Raw genomic sequence first — 17,173 nt, 5'->3', positions numbered from 1 at the left:
GTCTTCTCTGATGGTCCTGGGCATCAGGCCGGAACAGATCGCCAACGAGCATTTCGATCTTGTCGCAGTCGGTTCCGGTTTCGGTTCGGCCTTCTTCCTGCATGCGTTCGCCAAGCAGCGAAAGGCACGCATTCTGGTTCTGGAATGGGGCGGGCGCAACACGCATGAATGGCAGCTCGAGCAGAACGTCAACACCGACATCGAGGACAAGACCACCTACAAGACCAACTCTGACAAGCCGTGGAATTACACCATCGGATTGGGTGGCGGAACGAATTGCTGGTTCGCCCAGACGCCGCGCTTTCACCCGAACGACTTCAGGCTGAAAAGCCTCTACGGCGTCGGTAACGACTGGCCGATCAGCTATGACGAGCTCGAGCCGTTTTACTGCGATGCAGAGGACGTCATGTCGATTTCAGGCGACCCCGACATGGCGGCGATGATGCCGCGTTCCAGGCCATTTCCCCAGCCACCGCATCACATGTCGACGCCGGACCGGATGATGAAAGCGGCGCAGCCGGACCAGCATTTTGTCATGCCGACAGCCCGCGCGCGCGTGCCGACCGCGCAACGGTCTTCTTGCTGCGCCAACTTGCGGTGCGGATTATGCCCGGTCGATGCCAAATTCACCGCCAACAATGGCCTGATGCACGTCTTCGAGCATCCCGACGTTTCGGTCTGCCTTGGCGCTGAAGTGCGCCGGCTCGACCATATCGGCGGTTCAGTCCGTTCGGTCGCATTCGTGCATGAGGGCAAGGAATATTCGGTCAGCGGCGATCTTTTCATACTGGGCGCCAATGCCATCCAGAGCCCGGCGATCATGTTGCGGTCCGGCCTGTCGGGCGAATTCGTCGGGCGCGGCCTGCACGAATCCTACGGATGGAATTTCGAAGCCTATCTCGACGGTGTCGACAATTTCGACGGAAGCACCATCACCACCGGCTTGAATTTCGGCCTTTATGACGGCGCTCACAGATCGGACCATGCGGCGGCGCTGGTCTATTTCGAAAACCGCTGGCAGCACGGGATGCGCCCTGAAAAGGGACGTGTCCGTCAGACGCTTCCCATCATCATTGTTACCGAAGACCTGCTCGACCCGGAAAATCTCGTGGTTCTCGACGAGGATGAAAACGCCTTCGTCAGTTTCGCGGGAGCATCCGACTATGCGGTCAAGGGCATGGCGCGGGCAAAGGAGAAATTGGCGGCGCTTCTGGCGCCGCTGCCGGTCGAAGAGATCTTCGATCGCGGCATCCGGCGCACCGAGTCGCATGTCCAGGGCACGTTGCGGATGGGCTCGAGCCCGGCGGATTCGGTGGTCGATCGGGACATGATCCACCATCAGCTCAGGAACCTGGTTGTCGTCGGCTCAAGCACATATCCAAGCTGTTCCTGCGCCAACCCGAGCCTGACGGCGGCAGCCCTCTCCCTGCGGGCGGCGAGCCGGATAGCAGGAAAGGAAATGGCCGGATGACCAAGGTTTCGCGACGCGCGGCACTGGCCATCATGGCTGGCGGAGTTGCTTCGACCGGCATCGCCTACGCCACCGTTTCCTCGCTTTCGGACGAAGACCTGGTGCGCGTCACGCTCGAAAGATATTTCGGCAGGCTGAACATGCGCATCGAACATTTGCAGCAGTTCGTCCTGGAATTCCAGAAGCGGAACCCCTGGATATTTCCAAACACAAAGCTGGGCGATGCTGTCACTGTGCTTGAGGCGCTGAAATTGGGCGCCGCACGCCGGTTTCTGCCCGAACAGAAAAAAGAGGACCTGAGGCATTTCGACCGCTGGGTCATTGCCGAGTTCCATATGCTGACCGACTACGCCCGGCGCAGTTCGCCAGCCGACCCGGTCCGGTTCACCGGATGGCAGCCGTGTACCAATCCGTTCGCCAATTTGGAGACGCAGCAGGATGCTTGAAGCGGGTCGCAAGCCAGCATCCGAAAATAAGCCGTGCGTCATTGCCCGTAAACTTGAGAATGCGACAAGGAGCCGAAACCATGAAAGTGCTTTTTGCAGGCGGTAACGGTTACACGCCCCAGTTCAGCGGCGGTGTCCAGTCCAGCACCCATCACCTTGCCGAACAGTTGCGCGAGCACGGGCATGAGGCTTCGGTGCTCGCCGCCCTGTTCGGCCAGGGCGTCTTCGGCTACAAGGCGCGCGCCAAGATGAAACTTTTGAGGCAGCGCGCTGTCATCGACAGCTTTCCGGGCTATCCGGTCGTGCGCGCCTGGTTTCCCTGGGAGGCGGCGGGTTTCGCCGTCGAAAAGCTGAGGCCGGATGTCGCCGTGGTCCAGTGCCACAAGTCGGTTCCGATCGGCAAGGCGCTGCAGGCCGAAGGCGTGCCGCTGGTCGTCTATCTCAGGAATGTCGAGTTCCACGAATTGGGCGGCGATCTGCGCGAGCTGCATTCGGCGCTCTACATAGCTAATTCCGAGTTCACGGCGCGCACCTACAAGGCAAAATTCGATATCGATTCGACGGTTATACCGCCGACCATCAATCCCGCGCTCTACCGCACGCCGACGACAGGCGAGTTTGTCACGCTGATCAACCCCTATGAGGAAAAAGGTTTCGAGCTTGCGGTGCGCATCGCCGCCGCCTGCTCTGAAATCCCGTTCCTGTTCGTCGAAAGCTGGAAGCTTGACGATGATCATCGGGCCCGGATCGAGCAGACGATCGCGCCGCTCGGCAACGTCACCCTGGAGAGCCGGACCAACGACATGAAGACGGTCTACGGCCGCACGAAAATCCTGCTGGCTCCCAGCAAATGGGAAGAGGCCTGGGGTCGGGTGGCGTCGGAAGCCCATTGCAGCGGCATTCCAGTCGTCGGCTCGCGTCGTGGCGGCCTGCCCGAAGCGATCGGCTCCGGTGGCGTGGTGCTGGATTACGATGCCCCACTCGCCGACTGGGTGGCAGTGGTCAGGCGTCTGTGGACCGACAGCCTGGAATATGGGCGGCTTTCAGCGGCGGCGCGTGCATTCTCCGAGCGCCCGGAACTCGATCCGGCGAGTCAATTCGCGACCTTCTTCTCGATGCTGGAGAGGGCGACACAACAGCCTTCGCGGCAAGCCGCCTAACCCATGTCGCGCAAAAGCATTCCCTCGGGCCTGACCCTGGGCGGCCTGACCCGAGGGTGCGTAGCGGTTTTGCGATAACGACTGCATAAAACAAAACAAAGCGCGCGTCGCGTGACGCGCTTTAAGTCCCGAAACCAGGTTCAAGCCGGTCGTTTGACCCGGCTTTTGAGCGTCTCGTAACCGCGTTCGCCAAGCAGCGTGCGCGCGACGGTCTTGATTGCCGTCTTGCGCCCGTCAGGCGAACTGATCTGCCTTAACCTGCCCGGAAGGTTGCGCGCCGCCTGTCCAAGTGCCGGAAGTGACAGCGTGTCAGGATAAATTACCAGATGCGTTTCAACGCACAGCACCGGCTTGCCGGAAAGCTCGGCGATCTTGAGGGCCTGCTGGTGCTCGCTTTCGATGAACAGGATGGCATCGGATTTGCGGTAGAAATCGGCTTTGAAACTGCCATGCACGCCAAGCCGTTGCCGTTCAGCCTTGCTCGGCAGGTCAAGCATGATCAGCTTGTCGTATTCTATGCCGTGCTTTGCCAGCCATGCTTCGGTAAGCGTGCGGTATTTCTCGAGCCGGCTGGTGACGAGCCAGCCGATCTTGCGGGTCGGGCCAAACAGAGGCAGCGCTTCGCCCAGGAATTTCTCATAGGCGGGGCCGTCGTCATTCTCTGCTTCGGTCGGGTCCAGGCAAAGCACGCCGTCAATGTCGACGCAGCTTTGCGCGAGGAATTTGTGGTGCATGAAGTTCCATTGGAACATCCTTGGATGCGGCACGACCTCGAGGACGATGTCGGTTTCCTCGTGTTGTGGCAGCAGGCCGAACACCGCGGCAAAGGTGAAGTCCGCCTTGATGCCGGCGGCCTCTACCCGGCTGCGCGCCTCTCTCATGGCAGCGCCGCCGCTGACGCTGTCGTCGATCACCAGGACCTTGCGCATATCGGTCGCCTGGCGGTCGAGCGCGGCGCGGCGTTTGGTGACGCCCGAAGAATAGATCTTTCCGGCCAGGAAACTGTCCAGGTCGGTCATCGGAATGTTCGCCGTCAGGCTGAGCAGGGTGGCGGCGAGAATGCCGCTTCGCGGGACCCCGACCACCAGGTCGATGTCGCGCGGCAACCGGTGAAGGTTCCTGACAATTGCGTCATTCATGTCGGAGATCGATCGGTAGTGCATGGGATCAGACCTGGTCCTCGTATGGATGTCCGTGCAAGTTACTTCGCCTCGCTTGGTGCTGCCTTAGGCGCCCGTGCCGGCAGCAGTTTTAGAGCCTCCCGCAACGCCTCGCGGCCGGAAGCAAACGCCAGCGCGGTCATGACCGTGACCATGTAGGACAGCGCCACGGCGCTTGCCATCGCGACGATGTGCTGTTGTGGCAGCAACGGCTTGGCGAACCAGATCGCGGCAAGCGCCAGATGCGCGCCAAGCACGAAGGGCGTTGCCGCGCGAAGCATATGGCTTGCCCGCAGCGGCCCGGTCTTTCCGATATACAGCCACAGAAAAGGCGTTCTGAGATACTCGCTGACCGCATAGGCGATCGCCACGCCCAGCGCGCCATAGGGCAGGCCGATTAGGAAGGCCAGCACCGACGTCAAGGCTGTTATGATGCCCCAGCGCATGAAATCGCCCGAGCGGCCCTGGCTGATGAAAAGCCATCCCGCCGGGTTGTTGAGCGGCTGCAGCAGACCGGCAAAACCGAGCGCCAGGAAGATGCTGGAACTCTGCCGCCACTGCTCGCCGAGCACGAACGGTATCAGCACGTCGGCCATGGCGATGGCGAAGGCGACACCCGGAAGTGCGACCAGCAATATCAGCGGCATGACGCGAAGATAAGCGCTGCGGTAGCGATCCGGCTCGTCCTTCAGCCTGGAAAGAGCCGGCACCATGACCTTCGACAGCGGATTGGTGATCTGGCTCAACGGAAACAGAAGCAGCTTGTAGGCGCGGTCATAGAGTCCAAGCTGCGCTTCGCCCCAGTATTTTCCGATCAGCACATTGTCGAGATTTCGGGCAAAGAAGTTGGCGAAGTTGAACCCGGTGATGCCGGCGCCGAAATTGATCAGCTCGCTAATGCCGTTGACCTTGCGCGGCAGGCTGGGGCGCCATCGCGAGTTTGCCCAGTAGCAAAGCGTGGGCAGTACGGCTGCTGTCAGGGTGCCGGCAAAAAGCGCCCAGTAGGAACGGTCGATGAAAGTCCAGGCGATCGATACGGCAAGGCCGGCAATGGCACTTGCGACGTCGATGATGGCCAAGCGGGCGAACTGCATTCGGCGTGTCAACAGCGCCAGATGCTGGGCGCCCAGCCCATAGGCTATGATCTGCAGCCCGAGTGCTGCCACCAGACCAGACACCCGCGGTTCGCCATAGAAGGCGGCGACCAGAGGCGCCGCGCCGGCAAGCACGCAGGCGAGCAATGCGCTAACCGCGACATTGACCCAGAAGAGGTAATTGACCTCTTCATGCTTGATTCCGCTTTTCTGAACCGTCGCCTGGGTCAGGCCGAAATCCTGGAACAGCGCGATGAACGCCAGCACAGGCGCGCACATCGCCACGACGCCGAAGTCCTGGGGCGAGAGCAGGCGCGACAGCACGATGACGGAGACGATCTGCGTCGCAACCCGCACCGATTGCGCCAAAGCAGTAATGATAGCGCCGCGTCCGACCGATCTGCGGAGAGAGCCCTCTGGCGGGTCGAATGCATTGGCTTGCAAATTCAGGGTCCCTGATTCTCGTGCCGGTCCCGGAGTCCCGGTCCATGCCCGATGCCACCATCAAACTACGGCAATAATATTGCAGCGCAACAAAAAACATTGATTTTTGCTACGCTGCACCAAAAATGTTGCGATGCAGCACGAGCTGTACTAGGATTCTTTCGGGCGGGCCAACAGCGGTCGAGTTTTTCATGCTGCATGTCTTGTACTTGGTGCACGACGTCTCCGATCCGGCAGTGCGCCGGCGGATCATAATGCTCAAGGCAGGCGGCGCCCAGGTCACACTGGCAGGCTTTCGCCGGTCAGCAAGCCCGATCGCCGAGGTCGAGGGCTTGCATCCGATCGATCTTGGCGCAACGCGCGATGGGCGATTCGCCCAGCGGCTGGCAGCGGTCACCAAGGCGGCGGTTTCGATCGGGTCGAAACTCGGTTCGATGCCCAGACCCGACCTCATCATCGCGCGCAATCTGGAAATGCTGGCGCTTGCCCGGCGTGCCAAATCGGCATTCCAGGCAACCGTGCCGATCGTCTATGAGTGTCTCGACATCCATCGCCTGATGCTTCGCGACGATTTTCTGGGCAAGGCGATGCGCGGCGCGGAGCGCTATCTGGCCAGGGATGTAAAGCTGCTGGTCACCAGTTCGCCGGCCTTCATCGCAAACTATTTCAAGCCGTTCGGCCAGATTGCCGCGCCGGTCGAACTGCTCGAAAACAAATATTTCGAGCCTGCCGCGGTTTCGCTGAATGATCGCACGGTGGCGGAGCCCGTCGCTCCGCCTTGGCGGATCGGCTGGTTCGGCGCGCTCCGATGCCGCCGCTCCCTGGAACTGCTGGCCGAATTTTCCCGGCGACACGAGGGCCGCTTCGAAATCATCCTCAGGGGCCGTCCGGCGCTTTCCGAATTTCCGGATTTCCACGGTTTCGTCGAATCTGAGCCCTGGCTCTCGTTTGGCGGACCCTATCGGAATCCCGAAGATATGGCGACGATCTACCGTGAGGTTCATTTTTCCTGGGCCATCGATTTTTTCGAGCAGGGGCTGAATTCTGAATGGCTGCTGCCCAACCGCCTCTATGAGGGCTGCCGCTTCGGCGCCGTGCCGATCTCGATGGGCCACACCGAAACCGGCCGGTTCCTCGACCAGCAAGGAATCGGTGTTCTCTTGCCTCAAGCCACTCCCGAGGCACTCGAGGCCGCCTTGGGCGAGTTGGAGGACCATCGTTTCGGGGAATTGCGGACGCGTGTTCTTGCCCGCAATCCGCGAACCTGGAGCCACGATCGCAGCGATTGCCGGGCGCTCGTCGAGAAGCTTCGCGGGTTGACGGTCGCGCCCGGTTCATATGCTGCCGAGGCACTGGCTTAGGATGGCTAGGGAAGGACATGGGCCGATGATGCAGACCGAAATGCCGTCCAACCTGATCGTGATTCCGTGCCTGAACGAAGCGGCTCACATCGGTGCGCTTGTTCACGAGCTTCGACCGGCCGCCGAGAGGCTCGGCGCCCGGATCATCGTTGCCGATGGCGGTAGCACGGACGGCACCAGGGCGATCGTCGAGGAGATCGCCGGGCAGGATCCGAGGATCATCCTTCTTGACAATGAAAAGCGCCTCCAGAGCGCGGCGATCAATCTCGCCATCGCCAGGTACGGCGATGGGGCTGAATATTTCATTCGCATCGATGCGCATGGCGGCTACCCACCGGATTATTGCGACCGGCTAATCGAAGAGGCGCTGGCCACCGGCGCCGATTCGGTCGTCGTCTCGATGCTGACCAGCGGCAGCGGCACAGTGCAGAACGCGGTTGCGGCTGCACAGAATTCCAAGCTCGGCACGGGCGGCTCCAAGCACCGGCATCTCTCTGCGGGAGAGTGGGTCGACCACGGTCACCATGCGCTGATGCGGATTTCGGCGTTCAAGGCGGTGGGCGGCTATGACGAGACGTTCAGCCACAACGAGGATGCGGAACTCGACTACCGGCTGCGCAAGGCCGGCTACCGGATCTGGATGAGCGGCAAGACGCAAATGATCTATTACCCGCGCTCGTCGCTCGCCGGCCTCTATTTCCAGTATCTCGGCTATGGCCGCGGCCGGGCAAAGAACGTACTCAAGCACCGCATGATACCGAAGGTCCGGCAGATGGTGCCGCTCCTGGTGTTCCCTGTCGTCCTTCTCTCTGCCTTTTTCTTCGTGCATTGGCTGGCAGTCATGCCGATTCTGGTGTGGGCGTCGGTTTGTCTCGGCTATGGCGTGTGGATTGCGATCAGCCAGCGCAATCCGGACAGCGCCCTTGCCGGGATTTCGGCGATGGTCATGCATTTCGGCTGGTCCGTCGGTTTCTGGCTGCAACTGCTTGGACCGCGATTGCAACGTAGAAGGGTGGCGTGATGGGTGTGGCCGAAAAAAACCGCAGCGTCGACGTCTGCGTCTGCACGTTCAGGCGGCCGGAGCTTGCCGACACGCTTCGCTCGGTAGCCGCCCTGGACGTGCCTTCGGGATTCGACATCCGCGTCATCGTCGCCGACAATGATGACGGGCCGACGGCCGAACTGCTGGTGGCGACGCTGGCGGAGACGCTGAAGCTGCCGATCAGCTATCGTCATTGCCCGGCACGCAACATCTCAATCGCCCGCAATGCCTGCCTCGACGCCAGCACGGCGGATTTCGTCGCCTTCCTCGATGATGACGAAACGGCATCCTCGAGATGGCTTGTCGAACTGGTTGCGACGGCGGACTTGAGTGGCGCTGCCGCCGTGCTCGGGCCAGTGCGGGCGCGCTATCGGCCGGATGCGCCCAACTGGATGCGCCGCGGCGATTTTCACTCCACCTTGCCCGTCTGGGTGGGCGGCGAGATCCGCACCGGCTACACCTGCAACGTCCTGCTCAGGATGGGCGCCGACAGCCTCCGCGGCCGGCGATTCAGCCTGGCGCGTGGTCAGACCGGTGGCGAGGACACCGAATTCTTCGACCATATGGTCAAGGCCGGCGGTCGTATCGCCTTTTCGCCGCAGGCCTGGGTCGATGAAGTGGTGCCGCGCGCCAGGGCGGCTTTCGACTGGCTCCGTCGCCGCCGGTTCCGCGTCGGGCAGACGCATGGGCACCTGCTGGGGCGCGACGCGCATGGCCTCGCGTTGGTCAGGCAAGTCGGCCTCGCCTCGGCAAAGGCGGTTTTTTGTTTCGCATCGGCAATCCCGGTCGCCATCAGTCCCGTGCGCAGGAACCGCAGCGTGCTTCGCGGCATCATGCATGTCGGCGTAGTGAGCGGTCTTGTCGGCGTGCGTGAAATCCGCCAATACGGCCTGCCCTCGCCGCAGGAAGGGGGCAAGCGTGCAGCCTGACGTCACCTTTGTCATTGCCGCCTACAATTCGGAGCTGACCATCGAGCGGGCGATCGCCAGCGCCATCGCCCAGCGCGATGTGAGCGTGGAGGTGATCGTTGTCGACGACCAGTCGCGCGACCGGACGCTCGATCTGGCGCGATCCTACCCCGAAGGCATCGTCCGTGTCGTCGCACTTGAGCAAAACCGCGGTCCAGGCGGCGCCAGGAATGTCGGCCTTGAGCTTGCCCGCGGCAGGTGGGTGGCGGTCCTCGATTCCGACGACGCGGTCTATCCCGGGCGGATCTGCACCATGATTGACCGCGCCGAGAAAGCGGGCGCCGCGATCGCAGTCGACAATCTCCAGGTGGTTCGCGAGGACGGTGTTGCCGAAGAGACGATGTTCCCGGCCGACTATCTCGAGGGTTTGAGTGAAATCTCGCTGGCGGACTATATTGCTGGCAATGTGGTCTTCGAATCCAGGTTCAATCTCGGCTATCTCAAACCGATCTTCCAGCGCCGGTTTCTGAACGAAAACGGGCTTCGCTATGACGAAAGCCTGATCATCGGCGAGGACTACATCTTGCTGGCCAGTGCTCTGGCCAAGGGCGGCAAGTGCGTGGTCGAGCCGACGACCGGCTATGTCTACCATATCCGGACCGGCTCCATTTCCCGCGTGCTCGAACCTCATCACGTCGAGGCGATGCGTAAGGCCGACCTCGTTTTCGCCAGAGCCCATTCGATGGACGCAAAGGCCGCAGCCGCTTTCGCAAGGCGCACGCGCAGCCTGCGCAAGGCGGCGTCGTTCCTTTCTCTGGTCCAGCACATCAAGGCGCGATCCCCACTCAAGGCGGTGTGGACGGCGCTCAGCGATCCGGCGGCGGTTTGGCATATGGGCATGCCGATCGCCGTTCGGCTGCGAAGGTTGGCGGCGCAATTTGCCGTGGGTGCGGGGGAGGTGAAGGGTGCAGGCAGCTGAAAAATAGTTTTCGCGGCCTGCGACAGGTTGAAGTCGATCTCCTCAGAAGGAATATGCAATGAAGAAAGTCAGGAAGGCAGTCATACCGGTAGCGGGGCTTGGAACGCGATTCCTGCCGGCGACCAAGTCGATGCCGAAGGAAATGCTGCCGGTCGTCGACAGGCCTGTCGTGCAATATGCGGTGGACGAGGCGTTCGAAGCCGGCATCGAGCACATTGTCTTCGTGACAGGCCGAAACAAGGCGGTCATCGAGGATTATTTCGACCTGCATCCAGAATTGATCGGAACTTTGGAGCAGACCGGCAAGACGGCGCAGCTTCAGGCGCTGGAAAGCCTGCTTCCCGTGGCTGGTGCGACGAGCTTCATCCGGCAGCAGTCACCGCAAGGTCTCGGCCATGCGGTATGGTGCGCCCGGGAAGTCATCGGCGATGAACCCTTCGCATTGCTGTTACCGGACATGGTGTCCTTCGGCGGTCGCGGATGTCTCGCTGAAATTGCGGACCTCTATGCGCAGACCGGCGGAAACGTCATCGCCGTCGAGCGCTGCGACCCGACCGAGACCAGCAAATACGGCATCGTCGGCTGCGGCGCCGATGTCGGCTCGGGCTTCGAGGTCACCGCCATGGTCGAAAAGCCGGCTCCGGCGAATGCGCCGTCGAACTACTACATCAACGGCCGCTATATCCTGCAGCCTGAAATATTCGGGCTGCTCGGCAATCAGCAGCGCGGCGCCGGCAATGAGATCCAACTGACCGACGCCATGGTCCGCCTTGCGCAAAGCCAGGCTTTCTTCGCGCAGCCCTTCAACGGCCGGATGTTCGATTGTGGCTCGAAGGAAGGGTTCATCCAGGCCAATGTCGCCTTCGCGCTGGCGCGCGACGACATGAAGGGACCGATCTTCGAGATGCTTCAGGAGTTCGTCCGGTTGCATGAGCGCCGGGTGGAAGCCGCATAAAGCCCATTTTTTGGGAGCAAGCATATGAATGGTGACGCAAGACATGCCGATATGTTTGACTGCCCAGGTCTCGCGGTGGCTGGCATGAAGCTTGCGTAGGGCATATGCTGATGCTCCCGCTCTAGCGCCTGAAAACGAGAGCAGCGGATCCGAGTGGAGACAGGGTTTGGGATCCGAGGCTCAAACAAAAATAGAGCGGCGGCGCGTTCGACTTGAGAGACCGCCGCTCTAGATGCAAACTTGAATTGGACCGAAGATGAATTATGCCAATTTTCCTCTCGACAAGAGGAAACCATTGCCGAGTTCGGACCCAGTCAGCGCCGACGATTTCATCGATGTCGAGCGCCTGCTCGGCATGGCAGCAAGGCAGGCAAAGGTGGTTGCGGCATGCGCTGCCATCGGACTTTTTCTGGGCGTGCTCTATTTGCAGACCACGCCTCCCACCTACATGGCGACGAGCCGTGTGCTGATCGACGAAGGATTGAACAAGGTCGTTGACGAGGTCTCGGCGGCGTCGGTCAGCATGCAGACCGACTCCGCCATTCTGAGCCAGATCGAAATACTCCACTCGGCGAGACTGGCGGCGGTGGTCGTCGACAAGCAGAAGCTCGATCAGAACGACGCTTTCATGAACCCTCCGACGTCGGCCGTGTCGAAGGCTGCCGGTTTTGTGCGCGGCGTGGTCCGGTATTTCCGTCCCAATCCCGCCGTGGGTACGGCCGACGTTACTCAGCTTGACCCGGCGACGCGTGACGCGATGATTGCCTCGTCGCGGCGCGATTACGCAATCCTCAAACTGCAGGACGAGGTGCAAGCCGAGCGCATCGGTCGCAGCTATGTGATCTCCATCGCCTACCAGGCCACGGACCCCGCACTTGCGACCGCGGTTACCAAAGCCTATGCCGACGCCTATCTCGCCGATCAGCTCGATGCGAGCTTCGATGCGACCGAGCGGGCGGCGGTCTGGCTGCAAGGTCGGCTGACGGAGCTTCGCGAAAGCTCCCAGGCAGCGGCGCTCGCCGTCGAGAAGTTCAGGGCCGAACATGGGCTGGCCGTCGATGACGGCCAGTTGATCAGTGACAAGCAACTGTCGGACCTCAATGGCCAGCTCATTGAGGCGCAGGCCGACACCGCCCGCGCCAGCGCCCGCTACCAGCAATACAAGTCGATCGTCGAAAGCGGTTCGGACAACGCATTCAGGGACGCCGCGATATCCGCCGACCAGCCGAGCAACTCGATCATTTCAACGCTCAAGACCCGCTATCTCACTGTCGCCAAGCGGCAGCAGGATATCGAAGCCAATTTCGGGGCTGAGCATCCCCAGGCGGTCGCACTTGCCAAGGAAAGGGCCGACATATCGGCGCAGATATTCGGCGAGCTGAAGCAATTGACCGAAAGCTACCGCAACGAATACGAAGTCGCTCTCGCGCGCGAGACGGCGCTCCGTGCAAATGTCGCGTTAGCGGCTGGCAAGAGTTCCATCGACAACCAGTCGCAGGTCAAGCTGCGCGAACTGGAGCAGAAGGCAACGGCGCTCTCGACGCTCTATCAAACGTTCCTTGGCCGCTACGAGGAAGCCTCCCAGCAGCAATCCTTCCCGGTCGGCAAGATCCGCGTCATCTCGGACGCGACGCTGCCGAAGTCCGCGGCAACCCCGCGCACGTCCATAGTGCTGGGACTTTCGCTCGTGCTTGGCGTGATGTTGGGAGCCGGGGTTGGTGGCCTGAATGAGTTCAGGGAGCGGTTCTTCAGGACCGGCGAAGACGTTCGCGATCGCGTCGGCCTCAAATTCCTCGGCTACCTGCCGATCATTGGCAGCAAGGTCGCCAAGGACGATAAGCGCGATGACGGTCAGGCGGATATCAAAACCGCCCCATCACCATCGGCGGCTGAAAGACGAGCGCGCATGCGGGTGAGCATCGACGCCCCGGCATCGATGTTTTCCGAGACGCTGCGCAGCGCCAAGATAGCCTTCGACGTGGTGATGGAAGGGCAAGGCAGCCGGGTCATTGGCGTGATCTCGGTCCTTCCCGGCGAGGGCAAGTCGACCGTGGCGGCGAATCTGGCCGGATTGCTTGCCGCCAACGGGTCGAAAACGCTGCTGGTGGACGGCGACCTGCGTAACCCCGGCCTCAGCCGCAGTCTTGGCATGGAGGCCGAGCAAGGCCTGATGGAAGCGGTGGTGAGCGGGCAGACCTGGCAGTCCGTCGGCAAGATCGACCGGCAGACCAAGCTGGCGATCGTCCCCGCCGTGCCGCGCGGTCATTTCTCGCACACAAGCGAGCTTCTGTCGTCGGCCGGGATGCGGCGTTTCATCGACAATGCCAAGGAGACCTTCCAGTACATCGTCGTCGATCTGCCGCCGCTCGGCCCCGTGGTCGATGCCAAGGCCTTTGCGCCGCTTGCCGACGGCTTCGTGCTCGTGACCGAGTGGGGGCGCACGCCGCGTGCGATGGTGCAATCCATATTGAGTTCGGAATCCTATATCGCCAACAAGATCGTCGGCGTCGTCCTCAACAAGGTCGATTTGAAGAAGCTGGCGAAGTATGGATCGATCGGCGGCTCGGAAAAATTCTTCGACAGATATTCGTCATACTATCTGGAGAAGTCGGAAGCGCGGACGAAGGTGAACAGCTGAGGCCGGTCTGTAGGACCGGCAGATCGTCGTCTTCCGCCGTCGGGCCGATACCGGGCCGAGGCCGTCGTGAGCGAAGACGTATGCCTCTCGAACAGACCATGACCGGCAGCCTGTGCACGAGCCGGTAGGGTCGATGGCGAATGACGTTCCTTAAGGTGCCGGTCGATTTCGTCGCTTGATCAGGTCGCCGAGCCGCGACGGGTCGCGCAAAAGCGTCCGCACCCTGCTTTGTGCCGGACATTCCACCGTAGGACGTTTGCAGCCAGGAACCGGCGTGACAACGCTGGCGCGTTACGCCGCCTTGAGACGGTAGCGGAAGATGGTGTGGTCGAGCAGAAGCCGGATGCGCGGTTCGGCCTCGATCGCAATCAGCCAGCTCGCGGCGATCATGGTCGCCCCGACGATGACCACCGAAAGCAGGTATGGCACTCCCGCACGCATCAAGGCGCCGAGAATGGCTGCGCCGACGACATTATGGATCAGATAGAGAGGGTAGGTCATCAGGCCGATCCGGCGCCAGCCGCGCCAGGACAGGTCGAGCCGTAACGACCACGCCATCAGCGCCATGGCAGCGAGGAACAGGACGATCGGTGGCCCGTAGGGCATCGCGGCTTCGACCTTGATGCTGCGGACGTCGACAGCACTTATGATCTGCAGCACGCTGCCGGCCAGGAACAAGGCGCAGAAGACAAGGCGGACGGGCGTCACTGCCTTGAAACGCATCAGCCAGAACAGCACACCTGTCGCGAAAAAACATCCGTGATGCACCAGGAGCAGGTCGAGCCAGCGCGCCTCGGCAAGGTCCGTCCAGTCGAATGGATAGTACAGGCACCAGAAAAGCGTGCTGATCGCGCCGAGCGCAACTGCCACCGCTTCCATCAGGTCGAAGCGGCCGAGCCGCAGCAGGATCCAGACGATGGCATAAAAGGCGATCTCGATGCCGAGCGTCCAGTAGACGCTGTCGACCCAGGGGTTGAACGGAACGAACAGGGCGGTGCGTATGAGCGTGGTGACAGCGTCCGTCGGCCAACTGAGATCGACCAGAAGCAGCACCATCGCGGTGACTGGTGCGCAGATCCAGACGGCCGGCGCCAATCGTTTCACCCTTGCCTCGAAAAACCGCAGCGGTGTCGAATGCTCGGCGCTGAAGGCGATCACGAAGCCGCTGATGACGAAGAATATCTGGACGCCGACCCATCCGAATTGGACCAGTCCGCCTATTTCCGGATGCGGCGGGATGCCGCCCGTCGCACGCGCCGAAACGCCCTCGGGGAACGCCCACACCCAGAAGCCGTAGTGGTAGACCATCACGAGGACAGCGGCGACAAAACGCAGGATGTCGACGCCGCCGAATGTTGTTTTTTGCTGAGCCATGCCGTGCCTTCGGAATGGCCCCCCACGCAAAGGTTTAAGGGCTATTGCTGCATTGCACAACAGACGATTGCAGTGCAGGATGAATTCGTATTCGTCCGAAGCCGCGATCCGCCTGCGCGCTCCGAAAGCAGCTAAAGCCCGATTCCGCGTCGCTTCAGCGCCGCGGTGATTTCGTCGAGAATGACCGGATCGTCGATAGTCGCCGGCATTGTCCAGACTTCCTTGTCGGCAATCTTCTGCATGGTGCCGCGCAGGATTTTGCCGGAGCGCGTCTTGGGCAGGCGCTTGATCGTGACCACCGTCTTGAAGGCGGCGACCGGGCCGATCCGCTCGCGCACCAGCGTGACCACCTCGGTCTCAATAGTGGCGCTGTCACGCGTGACACCGGCATTCAGCACGACGAAGCCGAGCGGGACCTGGCCCTTCATTGCATCTGCCACGCCGACGACAGCGCACTCGGCAACGTCCGGATGCGCGGCCAGCACCTCCTCCATGGCGCCGGTCGACAGCCGGTGGCCGGCGACATTGATGATGTCGTCGGTGCGGGCCATCACGAACAAATAGCCGTCCTCGTCCATCATGCCGGCATCCGCCGTCTTGTAGAAGCCGGGGAATTCCTCGAGATAGGCTTGGCGAAACCGGTCATCGGCATTCCATAGCGTCGGCAGGCAGCCGGCCGGCAGCGGCAGCTTGACCACGACATTGCCCAACGTACCGCGCGGCACTTCGTGGCCGGCATCGTCGAGTACACGGATGTCGTAGCCGGGCATCGGCACCCCGGGCGAGCCGTATTTCACCGGCAGTAGCCCTAATCCGGCTGGGTTGATCGTCATCGGCGAGCCCGTCTCGGTCTGCCACCAATGGTCGATTACCGGCACGTTCAATTTCTGCTCCGCCCATTTGATGGTTTCCGGATCGGCGCGCTCGCCGGCGAGGAACAGCGTGCGGAATTTCGACAGGTCGTATTTCGGGACGAATTCGCCTTTGGGGTCCTGTCCCTTGATGGCGCGGAATGCGGTCGGCGCGGTGAACAGCGCGACCACGCCATGCTCTGATATCACCCGCCAGTAGGTTCCGGCGTCGGGCGTGCCGACCGGCTTGCCCTCGAACAGGACGGTCGTGCAGCCATGCAGCAGCGGGCCGTAGACGATGTAGGAATGGCCGACCACCCAGCCGACGTCGGAAGCCGCCCAGAACACCTCGCCCGGTTTGACGCCGAACTCGTTCTCCATCGACCATTTCAGCGCAACCATGTGGCCGCCATTGTCGCGCACGATGCCCTTGGGCTGGCCGGTCGTTCCGGACGTGTAGATGATGTAGAGCGGATCGGTGGCGAGCACCGGAACGCAGTCGACATTGGCGCCCGCGGCCCGCTCGCGGGCGACGGCGTCGGCATAGTCGATGTCGTGATTCTCCTTTAGCTCGCAGCGCAGCTGATCGCGCTGCAGGATGAGGCAGGCTTCGGGCTTGTGCCGCGACATCTCGATCGCCTTGTCGAGCAGCGGCTTGTAGGCGACGACGCGCCCGGGCTCCAGGCCGCAAGAGGCGGAAATGATCAGCTTCGGCCTGGCGTCGTCGATACGCGTGGCGAGCTCGTGCGAAGCAAAGCCGCCGAAGACGACCGAATGCACGGCGCCGATACGGGCGCAGGCAAGCATGGCAAACGCAGCTTCCGCCACCATCGGCATGTAGATGATGACCCGATCGCCTTTTTGGACGCCGCGGTTCTTCAGCACCGACGTCAGCGTGACCACCTCGCGTTTCAATTCGGCATAGGTGAATTTCCTGACCGTGCCGGAAATCGCGCTGTCATGGATCAGCGCGATCTGATCGGCACGGCCACCCGCCACATGGCGGTCGACGGCGTTGAAGCAGGTGTTGCAGGAGGCGCCGCCAAACCAGCGCCCATAGACGCCGGCATTCGGATCGAAGACCGTGTCGAACGGCGAGAACCAGTCGATGGCCTTGGCCGCATCCGCCCAGAATTTTTCCGGATCGCGTTTCCAGCCGTCATAGACCTCGTGGTAGCGTGACGCCATCCAGCTTTCTCCCAGGAATGTTTCTGTCCTTGGAAATAGCGTATGCTGTTTTTGCAAGCAGGTGCAAATTCGTCTTGGCGACCTCGCTTTGGTCGAAATGGA

General features: G+C 61.7%; 13 protein-coding genes. 9 read left to right on the top strand and 4 right to left on the bottom strand.

Annotated features, from left to right (window positions below):
• Nucleotides 1–10: 10 nt before the first annotated feature.
• The 3 genes from AC0L2R_RS03565 to AC0L2R_RS03555 all read left to right on the top strand — a co-directional run bounded on the left by AC0L2R_RS03565 (nt 11) and on the right by AC0L2R_RS03555 (nt 3,077).
• Nucleotides 11–1,471: a GMC oxidoreductase gene (locus AC0L2R_RS03565; protein ID WP_473507759.1), complete on the top strand. Its 1,461-nt coding sequence runs from the start codon at nt 11–13 to the stop codon at nt 1,469–1,471.
• Nucleotides 1,468–1,917 carry a hypothetical protein gene (locus AC0L2R_RS03560; RefSeq protein ID WP_091592804.1) on the top strand — a complete coding sequence of 150 codons (450 nt, stop codon included), beginning with the start codon at nt 1,468–1,470 and terminating at the stop codon, nt 1,915–1,917. The genes AC0L2R_RS03565 and AC0L2R_RS03560 overlap by 4 nt, the downstream gene beginning before the upstream one ends.
• Before the next feature lie 80 nt (nt 1,918–1,997).
• Complete coding sequence (locus AC0L2R_RS03555; protein WP_473507758.1) at nt 1,998–3,077, top strand: glycosyltransferase; 1,080 nt, start codon at nt 1,998–2,000, stop codon at nt 3,075–3,077.
• A 140-nt stretch (nt 3,078–3,217) separates the two neighbouring features.
• On the opposite strand, the gene AC0L2R_RS03550 is transcribed toward AC0L2R_RS03555, so the two are convergent.
• Together AC0L2R_RS03550 and AC0L2R_RS03545 are read right to left on the bottom strand one after the other, a co-directional pair.
• Nucleotides 3,218–4,240 carry a phosphoribosyltransferase family protein gene (locus tag AC0L2R_RS03550; RefSeq protein ID WP_128172940.1) on the bottom strand — a complete coding sequence of 341 codons (1,023 nt, stop codon included), beginning with the start codon at nt 4,238–4,240 and terminating at the stop codon, nt 3,218–3,220.
• Nucleotides 4,241–4,278: 38 nt separating this feature from the next.
• Complete coding sequence (locus AC0L2R_RS03545) at nt 4,279–5,775, bottom strand: lipopolysaccharide biosynthesis protein (RefSeq protein ID WP_473507757.1); 1,497 nt, start codon at nt 5,773–5,775, stop codon at nt 4,279–4,281.
• Nucleotides 5,776–5,966: 191 nt separating this feature from the next.
• On the opposite strand from AC0L2R_RS03545, the gene AC0L2R_RS03540 reads away from it, so the two are divergent.
• From AC0L2R_RS03540 to AC0L2R_RS03515, 6 genes are all read left to right on the top strand, one after another.
• Nucleotides 5,967–7,136 (top strand): glycosyltransferase family protein, encoded by a 1,170-nt coding sequence (locus tag AC0L2R_RS03540; protein ID WP_473507756.1) that lies wholly within the window; start codon nt 5,967–5,969, stop codon nt 7,134–7,136.
• Between the two features lie 28 nt (nt 7,137–7,164).
• Nucleotides 7,165–8,157 carry a glycosyltransferase family 2 protein gene (locus AC0L2R_RS03535; protein ID WP_473508056.1) on the top strand — a complete coding sequence of 331 codons (993 nt, stop codon included), beginning with the start codon at nt 7,165–7,167 and terminating at the stop codon, nt 8,155–8,157.
• The gene (locus tag AC0L2R_RS03530; protein WP_023796736.1) at nt 8,157–9,107 is read left to right on the top strand and encodes a glycosyltransferase family 2 protein; all 951 of its coding nucleotides are present in this window, start codon (nt 8,157–8,159) and stop codon (nt 9,105–9,107) included. The genes AC0L2R_RS03535 and AC0L2R_RS03530 overlap by 1 nt, the downstream gene beginning before the upstream one ends.
• Nucleotides 9,097–10,065, top strand: a complete 969-nt coding sequence (locus tag AC0L2R_RS03525) for a glycosyltransferase family 2 protein (protein ID WP_473507755.1) — start codon at nt 9,097–9,099, stop codon at nt 10,063–10,065. The genes AC0L2R_RS03530 and AC0L2R_RS03525 overlap by 11 nt, the downstream gene beginning before the upstream one ends.
• Nucleotides 10,066–10,123: 58 nt before the next feature.
• Entirely contained in the window at nt 10,124–11,020 is an 897-nt protein-coding gene (locus AC0L2R_RS03520) for a UTP--glucose-1-phosphate uridylyltransferase (protein WP_023796734.1), read from the top strand.
• 256 nt (nt 11,021–11,276) lie between these two features.
• Nucleotides 11,277–13,658, top strand: coding sequence for a polysaccharide biosynthesis tyrosine autokinase (locus tag AC0L2R_RS03515; RefSeq protein WP_473507754.1), 2,382 nt, complete (start codon nt 11,277–11,279; stop codon nt 13,656–13,658).
• A 291-nt stretch (nt 13,659–13,949) separates the two neighbouring features.
• Here AC0L2R_RS03515 and AC0L2R_RS03510 read toward each other — a convergent pair whose 3' ends face one another.
• Complete coding sequence (locus tag AC0L2R_RS03510) at nt 13,950–15,032, bottom strand: acyltransferase family protein (protein WP_473507753.1); 1,083 nt, start codon at nt 15,030–15,032, stop codon at nt 13,950–13,952.
• A gap of 131 nt (nt 15,033–15,163) precedes the next feature.
• Nucleotides 15,164–17,071: a propionyl-CoA synthetase gene (locus tag AC0L2R_RS03505; protein WP_473507752.1), complete on the bottom strand. Its 1,908-nt coding sequence runs from the start codon at nt 17,069–17,071 to the stop codon at nt 15,164–15,166.
• Nucleotides 17,072–17,173: the final 102 nt, after the last annotated feature.

Source organism: Mesorhizobium sp. WSM4820 (assembly GCF_055811075.1).
This window is presented reverse-complemented; position numbering and strand designations above follow the sequence as displayed.

Bases quoted from the DNA above. Each gene is read 5' to 3' on its own strand.
- AC0L2R_RS03565 (WP_473507759.1), top strand. From the start codon at position 11: ATGGTCCTGGGCATCAGGCCGGAACAGATCGCCAACGAGCATTTCGAT.
- AC0L2R_RS03560 (WP_091592804.1), top strand. From the start codon at position 1,468: ATGACCAAGGTTTCGCGACGCGCGGCACTGGCCATCATGGCTGGCGGA.
- AC0L2R_RS03555 (WP_473507758.1), top strand. From the start codon at position 1,998: ATGAAAGTGCTTTTTGCAGGCGGTAACGGTTACACGCCCCAGTTCAGC.
- AC0L2R_RS03550 (WP_128172940.1), bottom strand. From the start codon at position 4,240: ATGCACTACCGATCGATCTCCGACATGAATGACGCAATTGTCAGGAAC.
- AC0L2R_RS03540 (WP_473507756.1), top strand. From the start codon at position 5,967: ATGCTGCATGTCTTGTACTTGGTGCACGACGTCTCCGATCCGGCAGTG.
- AC0L2R_RS03535 (WP_473508056.1), top strand. From the start codon at position 7,165: ATGCAGACCGAAATGCCGTCCAACCTGATCGTGATTCCGTGCCTGAAC.
- AC0L2R_RS03530 (WP_023796736.1), top strand. From the start codon at position 8,157: ATGGGTGTGGCCGAAAAAAACCGCAGCGTCGACGTCTGCGTCTGCACG.
- AC0L2R_RS03520 (WP_023796734.1), top strand. From the start codon at position 10,124: ATGAAGAAAGTCAGGAAGGCAGTCATACCGGTAGCGGGGCTTGGAACG.
- AC0L2R_RS03515 (WP_473507754.1), top strand. From the start codon at position 11,277: ATGAATTATGCCAATTTTCCTCTCGACAAGAGGAAACCATTGCCGAGT.
- AC0L2R_RS03510 (WP_473507753.1), bottom strand. From the start codon at position 15,032: ATGGCTCAGCAAAAAACAACATTCGGCGGCGTCGACATCCTGCGTTTT.
- AC0L2R_RS03505 (WP_473507752.1), bottom strand. From the start codon at position 17,071: ATGGCGTCACGCTACCACGAGGTCTATGACGGCTGGAAACGCGATCCG.